The organism is Streptomyces sp. NPDC091682 (assembly GCF_044756625.1).
Classification (GTDB): domain Bacteria; phylum Actinomycetota; class Actinomycetes; order Streptomycetales; family Streptomycetaceae; genus Streptomyces.
Map to the genome: position 1 here is coordinate 324,372 of NZ_JBIVTH010000010.1, position 14,275 is coordinate 338,646.

The following is a 14,275-nucleotide window of genomic DNA, read 5'->3' on the forward strand; positions in this document are numbered from 1 at the left end:
CGAAGCTAAGAGATTAGGCAGTGAACATGACACTCAGCCGCATCGCAGATAAAAAGCACGTTTCTCAACTCATGTGTGTGCAACCGGAATTGACGGTACTCCGGCAGCTTCAGGGGCAAATCGCACCCAACTGCTCGGCCAGCTCGACCGGATCCGTCGTAGGCCGCGCGCAGACGAAATGTCGACACACATACGCCGTCGGGAGGTCGCGCACGAGTGTGCGCTCGGCAAGAAGGGGGAACTCGCCGCCATCACCGTCCGCCGCACCCGGCAGGCCGACCGCCACCACTGCCCCGGGAGCCGTCCCCAGCAACGCGGTCCGGTGCAACAGCGCCAGCGCAGGGTCCTCCGGATGGCCGACGACCGCCACCTCGCGCGGCCCGTCGAGGAGCGCCTCGGCCACCGACAGCCCGTGCCCGATGAAGCGCGGCACCCGCGGCCCGAGCGCCTGCACCACCCCCAGCGCCCGCTCCGCCGCCGTACGGTGCGCCTCCGATCCCGTGTGCGCCGCGTACGAGAGCAACGCGCCCGCGGCGGCCGTCCACCCCGACGGGGCGGCCGTGTCCGTCGGATCCTGCGGCCTGCGGATGAGCTTCTCCGCGTCGTGCGCCGTGTCGTACAGCGACCCGTCCTCGGCGGTGAACCGGTCCAGGACCAGGTCCACGAGGAACCCGGCGAACTCCAGCCAGACCCCCTCGCCGGTCACGGACGCCAGCGCGAGGAAGCCCTCCGCCACGTCGCCGTAGTCCTCCAGCACCCCGTCGTTGCTGCCGACCTGCCCGTCCTTGCTCGTGCGCGACAGCCGCGCCCGGCCATCCAGGTGCACGCGCACCAGCAGATCGGCCGCCTCGGTCGCCCGCTCCACCAGGTCGGGCCGCTCGAAGTACGCCCCGCACTCGGCGAGCGCGGCGATCGCCAGCCCGTTCCACGCGGCGACGATCTTGTCGTCCCGCCCGGGCGCGGGCCGCCGGACCCGCGCGGCCAGCAACCGCTCCTTGATCCCGGCGAGCCTGTCCGCCTCCACCGCGGGCCCGTCCTGGGGCAGCTGCAGCACGGAGGTCCCGTGCTCGAAGGTCCCCTCCTCGGTCACCCCGAAGTACAGGGCGGCCAGATCCCCGTCGCCCTCCCCCAGCACCTCGCGCAACTGGGCGGGCGTCCAGGCGTAGTAGGCCCCCTCCACGTGCTCCCCGGTCAGCGGATCCTCGCTGTCGGCGTCGAGCGCGGAGGCGAAGCCGCCCTGGTCGGTGCGCAGCTCCCGGACCATGAAGTCGGCGGTCTCGAGCGCGACCCGGCGCGCGAGCTCGGACCCGGTTGCGCGCCACAGGTGCGCGTACACCCGGCAGAGCAGCGCGTTGTCGTAGAGCATCTTTTCGAAGTGCGGGACCAAAGGTCCATCCGGGCGAGGCGTGAGTACGTACCGGTGGAACCCGCCTCCCACCTGGTCGTACAGGCTCGAACGAGCCATCGCGCCGCACAGCCCCTCGGCCATCTCCAGCGCTGCCACGGAGCCGGCACGCGCGTGGTGCCGCAGCAGGAACTCGACCACCATCGACGGCGGAAACTTGGTGTCTCCCTTGAACCAGCCGCTCGCGGGCTCGATGTCCCGGGTCAGCTGGAGGAGCGCCAGGGCCTGAGTCTCGTTGGTAGGCAACCCTGCGGACTCGATGCTCAGCTCCCGCCCGGCGAGGTCCCTGGTGATCTTCGCGGCGACTTCGCCCACCTCGTCGCGCCGACTCGTCCACGCGCTGTGGACGCCTTCGAGTACCTGCCGGAAGGACGGCATCCCATGGCGGGGCTCCGGCGGGAAGTACGTGCCGAAGTAGAACGGCTCCCCGTCCGGCGTCATGAAGACGGACATGGGCCAGCCGCCCTGTCCCGTGGCGGCCTGCACTGCCTCCATATAGACGGCGTCCACGTCGGGCCGCTCTTCACGGTCCACCTTGACGGATACGAAGTGCTCGTTCATGTACGCGGCGGCGGCGTCGTCCTCAAAGGACTCGTGCGCCATGACATGGCACCAGTGGCACGCGCTGTAGCCGACGCTCAGGAACACGGGGACGTTGCGCCGCCGGGCTTCTTCGAACGCGCCGGCCTCCCATGGCCACCAGTCGACGGGGTTGTCCGCGTGCTGGAGGAGGTACGGGGATGTGGCCTGCGCAAGTCGGTTCGGCATACCCCCATCCTTGCGCACACCACCTCCGCCCCGCCCATGCGCCACAGGGGCAGCACACGACCGGGGCCGGTGCCGACCCGCTGAGCTGTCTTACTCACCGTCGCTCTGCGGGCCGGGGTCTTGGTCGGCGCGGTTCACGCGCGCATGGTCGGTGTACTCGCGCCGGAACAGACCGTGACCGGTCCGGCCCGTGTGCCGCAAGGCCCAGTCCTGAGCGTCATCCGGAACACCCTGAGGGCCGGAATCTTCGCCGCATCCCACGGCCATGCAGAAGAGCTGTGCGGTGATCCCGCCGTCCGGCACGTGTCTGATGGTGTGGTCCACGTAGCGCATGACTGTGCGAGCCATCAGTGCCCCTCGGGGTGCCGCCGCAAGTAAACGTTGCAGTCGGTCACGGTCGTCAGGTCGCCCCCGGCACGCGCCCGATCACGAACGTTGGCCAGCTCCGTGCACCCAGCGCACCCCGGCACGGGGGCAGGGTCCGGGCCCAGCCTCAGCGGCAAAGTCACTGAGGCACTCGGATACGTTCTTGGCTCGCTCATGCCGCCCCCTTCGCATCGTCCGTCTGGCGACAACGCTAGGAACGGCAGCGCCTCGGCTCACAGCCGATTGCACGTGATTGCGTGCTGATTACACGAGGGAGTCACGCGCTCTGGCCAGCAGCGCGCGGGCCTTGTCGCCGTGGACGGCCATGTCGGCCAGCGTGGCGAACGTGTCGGCGTAGGCGGCTACCTCGCTGGGCTGCGTGATCGTGAGGTAGCCGGACACAAGCTCAACGCTCACTTGCGCCTTGTCGTAGATCCAGAACCCTTCAACGGGCATACGTGCCCGCCCGAGCTGCGCCGGGACCACGCCCAAGGTCACGTTGGGCAACTCGCCTTCAGCGAGGGAGAGAAGGCGCTCTAGCTGTTCCGCTTGGGTGTCGACGTCGCCGTAGCCGTTCCTCAACACGGACTCCTCCACCAGGAAAGCAAAAAGGCGTTGCCCCTCGGTGAGCACCCGCTGCCGTTCCATGCGAACGGCCACAGCGTCGGCCACGTCATCGACTGGCACGCGGCGTCGCTGGACAGCACGCAAGACAGCTTCGGTGTAGCCGTACGTCTGGATCAGGCCGGGCACGAGCCAGGAGGAGTAGGCCCGAAACCAGCGGGTGCGCTCGAACAGTGGCCGCAAGGATTCTTGCGCCCGTCGTAGGCCGGTGCGCTCCATCCGACGCCAGGACACCCACATGCCCTCAACGGCCCGTAGAGAGGCAATCAGGTCCTCAGTCTGGTCCTGAGCGCCGCAAGCTGCGCACCACGCGCGAATGTCGTCCTCGCTGGGCTGCGTCTTCGCTGTCGAGATCCGAGACACCTTGGAGGGGTGCCAGCCGCACAGCGCGGCCAAGTCTTTGCCGTCAAGCCCGGCATCCTTGACCACCTCGCGTAGGCGGTCGGCAAGGAACTGCCGGGCTTGCTGGACGCTAGATGATGCTGATTGGGGCATGACTCACTGAACCGGGTTGTACTCCTCGTGAGGCGTAGCCCGCTGCCACACCAACTCAAATGCGGATGAGACGAGTTCGCAGACGGCCGGCTCAGTCCGCCACTCGCGGTCAACAACTTCCCCGACGCCAGAGAAGTACGTGAATAGCACGGACTCGCCGTCGAACATCCACAGGTCAGTTCCCGGCAAGGGGACGTCAGCGGCACGACGCCGGGGCAGCCAGCGGACCAGCTCACCCGCTGCGACGTTGGCGAACGTCATGTCGTGCTCATACCTGATGTAGTCCGTTACCGGCTCCGAAACGATGCGGGCCCGCCGCATGACGACTCCGCGCGCTGTCGTCTCCGCCACTAGGTCACGCCACGTACCCCACCAGTCCGGCAGCTTGGCCGGGTCGCCGTTGTACCGATGGCCGGCGCGCCAACGGGCGAACTCCGGATCGTCCGGGGTGTAGCTGTCGCGCATCTCCAGGTGCACGGCGGAGCGCCGCGCCTTGGAAATCCCGTCACGTACGGGGTACTTCACCGTTGCCGTCCTCCGGTCGGGGGATGTACTTCAGCATCACAGCGGGGAGCCGAATGATCGTCTCGTGATCCGGCACGTCCGTGCTGTGACCGGGGATGGAGCCGATCTCCTGGCATGCCTTCACCTCCTCCTCGGTGGCCCGATACGACTGGATCAGCAGATCCCCCGTGTCCTCGTCCAGCCAGATGGTGGGCGAGTCGTCAACGGGCGTGTTCGGAATGATCCCGAGGAACCTGAGCTTCATGGCTGCCCTCTCCCTGCGTCGATCGGATTGCCGCCGATTGCATGACTCTCACTCACCAGGAGGTGCCCGTCAAGACCGCCTCAGATACCGGCACTTGATTGCCCCGTCGCCCTGGGACGAGGCCGCCGCGAGCCCAACGAGGTGAAACCCTCGGGAACACGGAGGTCTCCCCCAGCTGGCCCCGCGTGCACCCTTGAAATCGAACCCCAGAAACCCCGAAAGCCCCCGACAACCACCCGACAAGGGGCAGCTATCGGGGGCTTGGGGTGTGCTTAGCGGGACTGATCGACCCCCTAAAGAGCGTCTTTCTCCGATGCGCGAATCAGGCCTTTCCCAGTCGCAGCAAGGGATAGCGCCCAAAAAAGGCGTCACACCCAGCGCGCGTTTTCCAAGCTGGGGCCGGGATCGCTGGCGGGCACGCGCGGGAACTTCCGGGCCGCTCTCCCCCTACCTGCAGGCTCGCGCCAAACACTGTGGGCAGCCCATGCGTCCGAGCGTTCTTCGCGGCGGGCAAGGCAGCCGGGGCAGCGGCTGAGCGGCGGGAAGCGCGAGCGGTGACGAAGTGATGAAGTGACCCTGAATCCGGGTTACCTCTTATAGATGGTGTTTTAGTTCTGTGCATGGAACAGAACCAAACCGTCATTCCGCCACTTCGTCACCACGCGGAGAGGCATCGGACTCATCCGCGCTGTCCCAGTACGCTCGCATGGGGCGCAGACTCCCTCACTCAGAGACTGGTGAGCAGATTGCCCGCCGGAAAGGAAGAAGAGGCCAGGCCTGAAGGTCCAGCCTTGTGCGTCGAACTCACTTCTCGGTGGTTGTGTCCTTCTTCGACAGCCAGTCAAACTCAAGCCGTTCCAAAATCGGGGTGTGGTCCCCCTGCCGCGCGGCGGGCTTGACTGTGATGCCCTTCTTCCCAAGGGCGCACTTCAGGAGCATCCGCTTGTCCGCCATATCCGCTGCTTCCCACGCCTCACGCAGGGTGTCGACCTGTGTGAGGGGCGAGAGATCTGCCTCCGCGTCCAATGCCTCAAGGGTCGCGGTGGTGCTCTCGATAACGGCGCGCTGCCCTTCGCTCAGCTCCTCGAAGCGCTCCTCGTCCATCTTCCCGTACACGTAGAAGTCGTCTTCGAGCTTCTTCACGCGCCGCTGGGCGGCCTCAAGGGCCTTCTGAGCCTCGTCCTTCTTCGCCTGCGTTTCGGGGTCTGCGAAGGCGAGCCACCGGCGGGCTATCTCGATGACCACCGGGTCACCAGGTTCAAGGGCCGTGATGTGGTGGATCCAGGCCTGTCCGACCGCGTGGTCGATGCGGTCGGCGAGGGTCACCACTCCCTCGCAGATGGACTTGCCCCGCGTCTGCCGGACCTCACACCGGTAGCGCCCGCCACGGTGGCTCATCGAGCCACCACACGACTCAAGTTCCCCCGCGCCTTTCTTGTCCCGTAGCCGCCCGCATCGGTAGCTCCCCGTGCCCAGATACTTCGCTTCCGGCTTCCCCTTCGCCCACCGTTCGTCGGTCCGCTCGGCAATGAGCGCCTTGATCTTGAACCACTCGCCCGGCGTCACGACCCCCTTGCCGCACATGATGACTTCGCCCTTCTCATTGCGCAGAGGCTCGCCGTACCCCTCCCAACTGTCCAAGGGGTTGCCGTGCTCGTCTGTCTTGCGCCGCCGGACCGGAACCATGCCCGCGAAGAGCGGCGACTGAGCCAGCTTGCTCACCGCCGTGGGCGACCAGGTGGCACCGCTTCGGGTCCGGTACCCCTCCTCGTTGAGTTGGTGGGCGGTGTCCTTCGTCGTCTTCTTGTCGAGCAAGAGGTCCGCCAGCCTGCGGGCTGTGTCGTACTCTTCGGGATGGGGTTCGACCTTGCCGCTTCCGGGCGCGCTGTAGAGACCGAACGGGGGCCTGCCCGTTCCCCTTCGGCCTTCCGCCTTGTGCGAGTCATGGCCGATCTTCACGCGCTTCGCTATGTCCTTCGCTTCCTCCCTGGCGCGTTCGCTCAGGATCGCGAAGACCATGCGGCCACCCTGTGATGAGTCCAGCCCTTCGGAAACGGAGACGAGCCGGGATTGCCGGCGGTCGAACTCGTCGAGCATCCGGCCCACCGCTCCCATACCGCGCCGGTCGAAGCGGTCCGTCTTCCACACTCCGAGCGTCTTGGACTTACCGTCCACGATCGCTTGGGTGGCCTTCTCGAACTCCCGGCGTCTTACGTAGGTCTTGGAAGCCGAGAGTTGTTCAAACCAGACGTGCCGGATCTGAAGTCCGTTCGTCTGCGCCCAGCGCACCACGTCCCGCAAGTGCCCCCGCAGCGTGGCCAGGTCTTCCTTCTTGTTGCTTCGTCGCAGGTAGGCGTCCATGAGTCCGGACGGCTCGGCCGTCGCGGGCTTGTCCAGTCCCAGGGCTTCCAGGTCCTCAGGGCTGAGCCCCAACCCAACCAGCGTCGCGTGATCCTCGCGCACCACAACCCCCCTCTGTTCTCAGGGGAGATGGTACGGAAGTAATGGACCTTAGACGGCTACTTTCTCGAAGTGCGGAACTACCCACTCCCGATCCACGGAGTACCGTGCGGACCCGCCTCCGAGCTGGTCGTAGATCCCGCCGCGCGCCATCGCCTCGCACGTGTCCGCGGCCATCTGGAGCGCGCCCTCGGACCCGGTGCGCGCGTGGTGGCGCAGCAGGAACTCCAGCACCATGGACGGCGGGAACTTCGGCGCCCCGCCGAATCCGCCGTGCACGGCGTCGTACTCCCGCGTCAACCCGAGCAGCGCCCGCGCGAGCTCCTCGGCCCCGGGCGTCCCGGCCTTCCCGTAGTCCAACTCCCGCCCGGCCAGGTCGCGTACGATCCGCTGCGCGACTTCGGCGACCTCTTCGGGCCGCCCCACCCAGGCGGTCCGCACCCCTTCGAGCACCTGCATGAAGGAGGGCATCCCCTGCCGGGGCTCGGGCGGGAAGTAGGTCCCGAAGTAGAAGGGCTCGGCGTCGGCGGTCATGAAGACGGTCATGGGCCACCCTCCCTGCCCGGTGGCCGCCTGCACGGCTTCCATGTAAACGGCGTCGACGTCGGGGCGTTCCTCGCGGTCCACCTTGATGTTGACGAAGTGCTCGTTCATGTAGGCGGCGGTCAGTTCGTCCTCGAAGCTCTCGCCGGCGAGCACATGACACCAGCGGCAGCTCGAATACCCGACGCTGAGGTGTACGGGCACCCCGCGCTCACGCGCCTCCGCGAAGGCCTCGGGCGACCACGGCCACCAGTCGACGGGGTTGTCGGCGTGCTGGAGGAGGTAGGGAGAGGTCTCGTTCGCGAGGCGGTTCGACATGGGCCCATCCTGCCGCACGGGAACGGATCAGCTCCGAAGGGCGCCGGGCAGCCCGTACCCATGTCGAGTCCGCACCTGCTGCAGCTTGCGCGGTGAACTGGATCGCACCCGGCCCACCCCCAAACGATATCGCCATTCAAGCAAAGATGATATCGTTTGGTGTATCTGATCACCGAGGAGGCCGGCATGGCAAGGACAGTCATCGACCTTGATGAGGCCATGGTCGCCGAGGCAATGCGCATCTTCGGCACCAAGACAAAGGCCCAGGCCGTACGGCTCGCCATGGAAGACGCCGTCAAACGGCACCTTCGGCAAGAGGGCTTCGACGCCATGGACGCCGGCGACTTCGACTTCAGCGAGATCATCGAGAGCACCGGCCCCCGCAACGCCGACGGCACCCTGAAGCGCGATGGCGGCCGGGCCGCCTGATGCAGGGCCGCTTCCTGATCGACAAATCAGCTCTGGCGCGCTGGACGAAGCCCGGCGTGCGGGAGGTGCTGAAGCCCCTCCACGAGCGCTATCTGCTCGCAGTCTGCCAACCCACCGAGTACGAGATGATCCACTCGGCCCGGGACACCGCCGAGGCGACACGAATCAGCACCTGGCTCCACGCCTTCGACTACCTCTCCAGTGGCGACGACACCTTCACCCGCGCACTGGAGGTGCAGCGCCACGCTCTCAACGCGGGGTTCCACCGGGCGCTGTCGCTCCCCGACCTCCTCATCGCCGCCACAGCGGAACTGAACCGGCTGACCGTCCTCCACTACGACGGCGACTTCGACATGATCGCCTCACTCACCGGCCAACCCACCGAATGGGTCGTGCCGCCGGGCAGCGTCGACCGCTGAACGGCGCCGAGATCGCCATGGATACCACTGGCCTACGGGGAGCCTGCGGGCCCGGCATCGGCAATCGTCTGGCTGACGAGGACCCGGACACCCGGCGTGCGCTTCGCTACCCGGCCGTCGCCCCCTTCCGCAGCAGCGGGGTCAGGTCCGCGGTCCAGGTGTCGTGGGTGGCGGTCCAGGTCGCCGGGCAGTTCGCGCGGGCCGGGGTCGCGAGGTCCGGGTGGCGGGCCGGGGCGTGGCCGTAGGCCGCGCAGCGGTGGGATTCCGCGCGGGCCGGGTCCGGGGCGTGTTCGTCGTCGGGGGCCGGGGCGGGGTCGGCCGCGGCCGCGAGGTCGTAGGCGCGGGCGGCGGTCAGCAGGGCGTGGTCGCCCTCCGGGGCGCGCAGGAGCATCAGCTGGGCGAAGCGGTCGGCGGCGTCCTCCTCGGCCCTGCCCCGGTCGCGCACGGGGAGGTCGAGGGCATCGATGAGGGCGTGGCCCGCCTCGTGGTGGAGGGTCTCCCGAACGACCTCGGAGAGGGGTTCGTCCGCCGGGCCGCGGTCGGCCTCTTCGAACAGTTTCCGGTCCTCCGTCAGGTCGTCGTAGCAGAGCTCGATCTGCTGGTTCGCGGGGTCGTAGCCGCTGCCCTCGCCGGCGCAGGACCGGGCGACGACCGTGATCGGGTCGGGGACGTCGAGGTAGGCGTTGAGGTCGGCGGTGACGAGCTCGAGGAGCTTGCTCCGCTGGAGGAAGTCGGCGCTGGCGCGGTCGGCTTCGGCCGGTTCCTCGTGACGGGGTACGAAGCCCCGTGCGGGCGGCGGGGTTTCGCATCCGGACAGCGCCGGCAGCAGTGTCATCGCGCACAGGGTCGACACCAACGCGGCACGTAAGCGATGTAGCGTCATATTGCCCTCCGGATATGCCAGTTGACTGATTTCGACCCGACTGTAGGAGAGAGTGCACACTTCCCTCTGAACTAGCTCAGATTCCCTCGCGCTCGGAGGAGTCCCGCAGGACACTTGGGGCTCGTTGCCGGAGCTCTCTGAGGGGGATGCCGATGCGGGACAGCCATCGCGGTGAGGCCGAGCGGCTGTTGGAGCGGGCCGTGGACGACACGGCGCAGCGGGGGCCGGGTACGGGCATCGACCGGGCGACGCTACTGGCTCGGGGCCGGGAGGCGTTGGACGCGCTCGCCGCGAGTGCGGCGCCGGAGTACGAGGCGTACGTACGGGCTCTGGACGAGTCGGCGGCCGGGGACCAGTCGCTCGGCGAGGCCTTCCGGCGGGGCGACCATTCCACGGCGTTGCTGGTGACGGCGGTCGCGGCGGCCACGGCCGTGGGCGCGGACCTGTCGCTGGGGGTCGCGGCCGGTACGGCGCTGACCGCGGGGGCCGTGGTGGGGATCTCCGGGGCGGTGGCGACCGCGGTGAAGGTGACGGCGCTACACCTGCCGGCCGCGAACCGGCGGGCCGGGGAACGGGGCCGGCCGGGCGGGCCGGAGCAGTTGAGGCTGCAGTGGCTGTCGGCGCTGGAGGTGCGCGGGATACGGCCGTTCCTGGAGCAGCAGCGTGCGGTGGCCGCGGCGGCCCGGGCGGCCCGGCCCGCCGTCGCCCGGCCGGCGCCGCGGCCCGCGCCGCGGTTGCGGGGTACGGACCGCAGCGCGGAGGCGCGGCGGCGCAATGCGCTGGAGCATTCCTTCGGGCAGCTGCCGGCTCCGGCGGAGGTGTTCGTGGGGCGGCGGTCGGAGCTGACGCGGATCGCGCAGTGGGTGCAGGCGGCCCGGGCGAGCACGGAGACCCGGCCGGTGGTGGTGGTGCTGCACGGTGAGCCGGGGGTGGGTCGTACGGCGCTGGCGCTGCGGGCGGCGCACGGTCTGCGGGACCAGTTCCGGGGCGCGTGCGTGGTGGACCTGCGGGGCGGTTCGGCCGGGGAGGCGTTCGGGGAGGCTCCGCTGGCCACCCGGGAGGCGCTGCTGCACCTGATGAACCGGTTGGGAGCGCCCCGCGAGCAGTTGCTGTTCCGGGAGGGCGCGTCGGCGGAGCAGCAGGTGCGGCGCCTGGGCGAGTTGTACCACCAACACCTCCAGGGGCTTGCGGTGACGGTGCTGCTGGACGATGCGGTGGACGCGGCGCAGGTGCGGATGCTGGTTCCGGAGCGCTCCGAGAGCCTGGTGCTGGTGACGGCGCGGGAGCCGTTGGAGCTGCCGGCGGATCTGGCGGCGTGGGTGTACCAGCTGCCGGTGGAGCGGTTGGCGCCGCAGGAGGCGGCGGAGCTGCTCCGGGCACCGCAGGAGGGTGTGGCGGGGCTGGCGGGCGCGGCGGAGGAGGACGCGGCCGCGGTGGTGGAGCTGAGCGGCGGGCTACCGCTCGCCCTGCGGCTGCTGGCTCCGCTGGCGGGCGGGGGCCGGGCGCTGGCCGGCGGGGAGGTGGCGCACCCGGTGGAGGCGGCGCTGCGGGCGGCGGACGCGCGGCTGGCCGAACCCGCCCGGCAGCTGCTGCGGCGGTTGCCGCTGGCCGGGCGGGCGTCGCTGGGCGGTGCGGCGGCGGCCGCGCTGGCGGACGTACCGGAGGCGGCGGCGCTGCGCATGCTGGAGGAGCTGTGGGAGGCCGGGCTGATCGAGCGGGTGCGCGGCCAGCGGTTCCGGATGCACGACGCGGTGCGGGCGTACGCGGCGGCACGGTCGGCGGCGGACGAGGACCGGGCGCAGGCCGCGGCGGCGCACGAGCGGCTGATCCGCGATTACGCGCGGCTCGCGGACTCGGTGATCCGGATGGTCGACGGGAAGATGTCGACGCGGGCGAACACCTTCCTCAAGGGGCCGGTCGGTGGGCACGGTTTCACCTCGCTGGATGCGGCGCTGCGCTGGCTGGACGACGAGTCGAGCTTCATCACGGCGGCGCTGCGGCATTCGGAGGGGGTGGATCAGCAGGCGGTGCTGGATCTGTTGGGTGCGCTGTGCGATTTCTGTCTGCTGCGCGGGGACCTGTACCGGCTGGGTGAGATCGATGAGCTGACGCAGGTGGTGGCGGCGGGCCAGAACGGGCTGAAGGGGCAGCAGGGCAGGCTGGTGCGGTCGGTGCAGTGGCGTACCGGCATCGCGGCGCGCCAGCTGGGCGAGCTGGACAAGGCCCGCTCCACGCTGACTTCGGTGGTGGACCAGTACATGGAGGCCGATCAGGAGGCGGCGGCCGCGATGGCCCTGGTCTCGCTCGGGATCACCTTGCACCACCAGGGCAATCTTCCGGAGGCGGCGGTCCGCATCCGGGAGGCGCTGGTGCTGCAGGAGCCGCCGGAGCTGGCGGGTGACCGGGCGTGGGGGTTGCACGCGCTGGCGGCGGTGGAGCGGGACCGGGCGCGGTTGGCGGAGGCGGCGCGGCTGCTGGAGACCTCCTTGGCCCTGCACCGGGAGAGCGAGAGCGTGCACGGGGAGGCGTGGGCGCACTTCCAGCTGGGTCAGGTGCACCTGCGGTTCGGGGACGTGGAGCGGGCGGAGGTCGAGCTGCGGCTGGCCCTGGACCTGTACGGACGGACCCGCGACGACCGTGGTGAGGCGTGGGCGCTGACGCAGTTGGGCCGGGCCCGGGTGGTGGACGGGGATCCGGGGCCGGCGGTGGACGGGCTGCGGGAGGCGCTGGCGCGGCACCGGGAGGCGGAGGACGCGCGCGGGGAGGCGTGGACGCAGTACTACCTCGGGCAGGCGCTGGAGGTGGGGGGCGAGCGCGACGAGGCGGTACGGGAGCTGGAGCGGGCGCGGACGATGTTCTCGCGGATGCGGGACGTGTACGGGCTGGCGTACGCCCGCCACCATTCGGGCCGGGTGACGCGGGACCAGCGGGCGGCGCAGACGGGGAACCTGCGCAACTCCGGCTTCGCCCGCCAGCTGCTGGTGGACGCGCGGGCGGACTTCCGGCGGATCGGGCTGGCGCACGGCGAGGCGTGGACGTGTCTGGAGCTGGCGGTGATCGACGCGGGCAACGGCCGGCTGTCACAGGCGCTGGGTCTGTGCGAGGAGGCGGTGCGGCTGTTCATCGCGTACGGGGACCGGCGCGGGGAGGACTGGGCGCGGTTCCTGCGGTGCACGATGCTGCCGTACGCGGTGCCGGCGGCGCCGGAGGAGGCGCGGGCGGAGCTGGGGCGCCTGGCGCAGGCGCCGCATCCGGCGCGGGACGGCCGGCTGGAGGACTGCCTGGAGACCTACGGGGTGGTCCTGGGCCGGGGGGTGGATCCGGCGGAGGGCTGGCAGGCGTGGCGGCTCGGCCTGGTCCCGAACCTGCACTCGCGGGAGGTCATGGGGGTCCCGCGGGCCTGACGCGCTCGCGTCCCGACGGGCCGCCGTCCCCGCCGGGGGGAGCCGGCGGCGACCGGAGGGTCGGGAGCGGCGGCCCGGGCGCGGCCGGGTCCTCGGGGGGCGCCGCCGCCCCGCCGGTTTCCCGGGCGGGTGACGGCGGACGCACGACGGTTCCGCCCGGCCCTACGGGGCCCGCGTGCCGTCCGTGCCGGAGGCGGCCGGGGCGGCCGGGGCGGCCGGGGCGGCCGGCTCCGGGGCTTCCTCGAAGTTCACCCGGCCCATGTGCCGGTTCATGGACTTCATCAGGGCCCACACGCCGACGGCGAGGGCCGCGAACACGATGAAGCCGAGGAGGCCGGGCGTCACCTTGTTCTTGTCGAAGGTGTCACCCGCCAGCGGAAGGAGCTGGGTCAGTGCTGCCTGCGTAGCGCTCATAGCTACGCATTCTCCCGGATGCCCGCGAAGAGGTCGGACTCGGGGAGGGAAGTGTCGACGAGCGACTTCGCAAGCTCGTACTCCTCGGTGGGCCAGACCTCCTTCTGGATGTCCATCGGGACGCGGAACCAACCGCCGTCCGGGTCGATCTGGGTGGCGTGCGCGATGAGCGCCTTGTCACGGATCTCGAAGAAGTCGGCGCAGGGCACGTGGGTGGTCAGGGTCCGCTCCTTGCGCTCGAACTCCTTCCACCGCTCCAGCCACTCCCCGTAGGGGGACTCCAGGCCGCGCGCGAGCAGCGCCTCGTGGAGGGCGATGGTGCGCGGCTTGTTGAAGCCCTGGTTGTAGTAGAGCTTCTGCGGCTGGTAGGCCTGGCCGTACTCGTTCTCCGGGTACTTCTCGGTGTCGGCCGCGCTCTCGAAGGCCAGCATGGAGATCGTGTGGGTCATGATGTGGTCGGGGTGCGGGTAGCCCCCGTTCTCGTCGTAGGTCGTGATGACCTGCGGCTTGAAGGCGCGGATCTTCTTCACCAGCTCGCCGGCGGCCTCGTGGACGTCCGCGAGCGCGAAGCAGCCCTCGGGCAGCGGGGGCAGCGGGTCGCCCTCGGGCAGGCCGGAGTCCACGTAGCCGAGCCATTCCTGCTCGATGCCGAGGATGTCGCGCGCCTCGTCCATTTCCTTGGCGCGGACCTCGTGGATGTTCTCCTCGATGTACTTGTCGCCCTGGAGCTTGGGGTTCAGGACCGAGCCGCGCTCGCCACCGGTGCAGGTGACGACCAGCACGGGAATCCCCTCGGACACGTACTTGGCCATGGTGGCCGCGCCCTTGCTCGACTCGTCGTCGGGGTGGGCGTGGACGGCCATCAGTCGAAGCTGCTCGGTCAAAACAGGATCCTCTGCGATTCGGCGCGACACTCAGCTCCTATAGTGACCGAACCGGGGGGCGGAAAATTCCAGGGGTGACCCAGCCGTCCCCGGC

The 14,275-nt window shown here is 69.7% G+C and carries 13 protein-coding genes and 1 pseudogene; 3 read left to right on the forward strand and 11 right to left on the reverse strand.

Features of this window, described 5'->3' with window-relative positions; translation table 11 throughout:
- Positions 1–109 precede the first annotated feature (109 nt).
- The 8 genes and pseudogenes from ACIQK6_RS24575 to ACIQK6_RS24610 form a co-directional block, all read right to left on the reverse strand.
- Entirely contained in the window at positions 110–2,173 is a 2,064-nt protein-coding gene (locus ACIQK6_RS24575) for a thioredoxin domain-containing protein (RefSeq protein WP_402695459.1), read from the reverse strand.
- A 90-nt stretch (positions 2,174–2,263) separates the two neighbouring features.
- Positions 2,264–2,521 carry a hypothetical protein gene (locus tag ACIQK6_RS24580; RefSeq protein ID WP_329099375.1) on the reverse strand — a complete coding sequence of 86 codons (258 nt, stop codon included), beginning with the start codon at positions 2,519–2,521 and terminating at the stop codon, positions 2,264–2,266.
- The gene (locus tag ACIQK6_RS24585) at positions 2,521–2,715 is read right to left on the reverse strand and encodes a hypothetical protein (RefSeq protein ID WP_329099376.1); all 195 of its coding nucleotides are present in this window, start codon (positions 2,713–2,715) and stop codon (positions 2,521–2,523) included. The genes ACIQK6_RS24580 and ACIQK6_RS24585 overlap by 1 nt, the downstream gene beginning before the upstream one ends.
- 88 nt (positions 2,716–2,803) lie before the next feature.
- Positions 2,804–3,658, reverse strand: coding sequence for a helix-turn-helix domain-containing protein (locus ACIQK6_RS24590; RefSeq protein WP_402695460.1), 855 nt, complete (start codon positions 3,656–3,658; stop codon positions 2,804–2,806).
- A gap of 3 nt (positions 3,659–3,661) precedes the next feature.
- The gene (locus tag ACIQK6_RS24595) at positions 3,662–4,183 is read right to left on the reverse strand and encodes a DUF6879 family protein (protein ID WP_329099378.1); all 522 of its coding nucleotides are present in this window, start codon (positions 4,181–4,183) and stop codon (positions 3,662–3,664) included.
- Positions 4,164–4,427 (reverse strand): hypothetical protein, encoded by a 264-nt coding sequence (locus ACIQK6_RS24600; RefSeq protein WP_329099379.1) that lies wholly within the window; start codon positions 4,425–4,427, stop codon positions 4,164–4,166. Before ACIQK6_RS24600 ends, ACIQK6_RS24595 begins: the two co-directional genes overlap by 20 nt.
- A gap of 804 nt (positions 4,428–5,231) precedes the next feature.
- Positions 5,232–6,890 (reverse strand): recombinase family protein, encoded by a 1,659-nt coding sequence (locus ACIQK6_RS24605; protein WP_402695461.1) that lies wholly within the window; start codon positions 6,888–6,890, stop codon positions 5,232–5,234.
- 57 nt (positions 6,891–6,947) lie between these two features.
- A pseudogene (locus ACIQK6_RS24610) lies at positions 6,948–7,748 on the reverse strand (thioredoxin domain-containing protein); the annotation flags it as partial.
- A 186-nt stretch (positions 7,749–7,934) separates the two neighbouring features.
- Here ACIQK6_RS24610 and ACIQK6_RS24615 point away from each other — a divergent pair.
- Together ACIQK6_RS24615 and ACIQK6_RS24620 are read left to right on the forward strand one after the other, a co-directional pair.
- Positions 7,935–8,177, forward strand: a complete 243-nt coding sequence (locus ACIQK6_RS24615) for a type II toxin-antitoxin system VapB family antitoxin (protein WP_266353134.1) — start codon at positions 7,935–7,937, stop codon at positions 8,175–8,177.
- Positions 8,177–8,596 (forward strand): PIN domain nuclease, encoded by a 420-nt coding sequence (locus ACIQK6_RS24620; protein ID WP_329099381.1) that lies wholly within the window; start codon positions 8,177–8,179, stop codon positions 8,594–8,596. The genes ACIQK6_RS24615 and ACIQK6_RS24620 overlap by 1 nt, the downstream gene beginning before the upstream one ends.
- 106 nt (positions 8,597–8,702) lie before the next feature.
- On the opposite strand, the gene ACIQK6_RS24625 is transcribed toward ACIQK6_RS24620, so the two are convergent.
- On the reverse strand, positions 8,703–9,431 hold the full coding sequence (locus tag ACIQK6_RS24625) for a DUF4344 domain-containing metallopeptidase (RefSeq protein ID WP_329099382.1): 729 nt from the start codon (positions 9,429–9,431) through the stop codon (positions 8,703–8,705).
- Positions 9,432–9,631: 200 nt separating this feature from the next.
- Between ACIQK6_RS24625 and ACIQK6_RS24630 the strand changes: the two genes are divergently transcribed.
- On the forward strand, positions 9,632–12,883 hold the full coding sequence (locus tag ACIQK6_RS24630) for a tetratricopeptide repeat protein (RefSeq protein WP_402695462.1): 3,252 nt from the start codon (positions 9,632–9,634) through the stop codon (positions 12,881–12,883).
- A 162-nt stretch (positions 12,884–13,045) separates the two neighbouring features.
- Here ACIQK6_RS24630 and ACIQK6_RS24635 read toward each other — a convergent pair whose 3' ends face one another.
- On the reverse strand, positions 13,046–13,297 hold the full coding sequence (locus ACIQK6_RS24635) for a hypothetical protein (protein WP_329099384.1): 252 nt from the start codon (positions 13,295–13,297) through the stop codon (positions 13,046–13,048).
- A 2-nt stretch (positions 13,298–13,299) separates the two neighbouring features.
- Positions 13,300–14,181, reverse strand: coding sequence for a mycothiol conjugate amidase Mca (gene mca, locus ACIQK6_RS24640; RefSeq protein WP_329099385.1), 882 nt, complete (start codon positions 14,179–14,181; stop codon positions 13,300–13,302).
- Positions 14,182–14,275: the final 94 nt, after the last annotated feature.